Annotated in this window: 2 protein-coding genes; both read left to right on the forward strand. The window is 50.6% G+C overall.

Annotated features, from left to right (window positions below; genetic code table 11):
* Positions 1 to 90: 90 nt before the first annotated feature.
* Positions 91 to 1422, forward strand: coding sequence for a YadA-like family protein (locus tag ACTHUM_RS12195; RefSeq protein ID WP_070460037.1), 1332 nt, complete (start codon positions 91 to 93; stop codon positions 1420 to 1422).
* A 93-nt stretch (positions 1423 to 1515) separates the two neighbouring features.
* Positions 1516 to 2072 (forward strand): AEC family transporter (locus ACTHUM_RS12200; protein WP_440402980.1); only part of this gene is annotated, 557 nt, incomplete at its 3' end.

Here is a 2072-nt window from a genome sequence, read left to right on the forward strand (position 1 = left end):
GAATAAAAATATATACAATATAACTAGTTCAAAAGTATTAATTTGATTGAACGAGATATTTTTAATATTTAAAAAATGGAGAATATAAAGATGAAACTGAATGTATCGCTCAGTCCTTTGTGTTTGGCTTTAGCGCTTTTTTTCGGTACTGCGTATGCGGACGGAGGTATTGTTGCTGGAACCATGCACAAGACGGGTTCTTTGGCTGTCGGTAAGGAATCCGTATCGGGCGAAAATGCCGCTGCAGTTGGCGACAAGGCTAAAGCAAATGGCTATAAGGCGATGGCTTTGGGTTATGATTCTGCCGCTTCCGGTTTGAGCGCAACTGCTTTGGGTGGCGAATCCAAAGCGGAGGCATTGCGGTCGGTGGCGGTTGGCTTTCGGGCCCATGCCAAGGGAACAAATGATGTAGCAGTCGGTGGCGCAGCGGCTGCTTCTGGCGGTCAATCCGTTGCAGTCGGTCTGCTGTCCAAGGCTTCGGCTTTGCGTGCCGTTGCGGTAGGTAATGGCGCTCAGGCAAGTAATATTGATGCAGTAGCTATCGGCAGAGATAGTGAGGCGGATGCGCTCAGCGCGACGGCCTTAGGTGATCGAGCTAAAGCACGTGGAACTCAATCACTTGCGCTGGCATCGGCTGCTGAAGCAGAAGGTTATCAAGCAGTGGCGGTTGGTACGCGTGCGGTATCGAATGCCGTAAACAGTGTAGCTTTGGGTGTCGAGTCTTCCGCTACAGCCTTGAACGGTCTGGCTGTCGGCACCAGCTCCAGTGTGCGTAAAGAAGGTGGTACGGCAGTCGGCGGCGGTGCATCGGCTTTGGAAGAGAAATCTTTGGCACTCGGTTTCCAAGCCAAAGGTAAAGCCGAGAAAGGGGTGGCTCTGGGTGCGCAAAGCATCGCAGATTTGGCTGCAGGTCAGGCAGGCTATGATTTTGCGACACAGTCGGCAAGTCAATCTGAAGACAAGACATGGAAATCGACATTGGGCGCGGTTTCAGTTGGCAATGAAAAGGACAGCCGTCAAATTACCCATGTGGCTGCCGGTACTCAGGATACGGATGCGGTAAATGTGGCTCAGGTTAAAAGGCTTGCGGAAAGATGGCAGGCCGATAGTCAGCAAAAAGAGTCGGCGGTGGCTGCTCAAATCAATCAGATACGAGCTGAAACACGCGTAGAAATGAAAAAACTGGAAGACCGTGCGGATGCCGGCTCTGCCGCTGCGATTGCGGTGGGTAATCTGGGACAGGCTTACCAGCCGGGACAGGGTGCGGTATCCATTGGCAGCGGCGTTTGGCGCGGAAAGGCCGGTTTTGCTGTCGGAGTATCGAAAGTATCCGCCAGCGGCAAATGGCTGGTGAAAGGTTCTGCTGTCGGCGCATCTAAGGGTGGTGCAGGCGGTGGAGCCAGCGTAACCTATCTGTGGTAGAAAATTTCAGATAGTCTTGAATGTTGAGGCCGTCTGAATTTGGCATGCGAAGCGGTAGAAGCGTAAAATCAACGTTTTTGCCGCTTTTTTATCATGGAAACCTCTTTCCTGCTTGCCGGAAAAATTACCGAGCTGACGCTGATTGTTTTGATGGGCGTGGCCTTGGTAAAAGCCGGGCTGTTGAAATCGGAAAACAGCTACACGCTCTCCGTTATCGCGCTTTACCTGATCAGCCCGTCCGTCATGATTCATGCCTTTCAGATGGACAATACGCCGCAGATTATCGAAGGGCTGAAGCTTTCCGTCATGCTGGCGGTGTTTTTCCATGTGGTGTTGATTGTTTTGGGCAGGGTGTTTAAACACTTGTTCAAACTCGATGGGCTCGAACACGCGGCGACGGTGTACAGTAATTCGGGCAACTTGATTATCCCTTTGGTGATGTCGGTATTTGGTGCGGAATGGGTGATTTATACCACTGGTTTTATCTTGGTGCAGACGTTTTTGTTTTGGACGCATCTGCGCCTGTTGATTTGCGGCCGAGGCAATGTGGCTTGGAAAACCATTTTTACCAATATCAACATCTTATCCATGTTGGTCGGGCTGCTAATGTTTACCTTTCAAATCAAGCTGCCGCATATTGTCGATAATAC

It is taken from the genome of Neisseria sp. P0021.S006 (genome assembly GCF_051956895.1).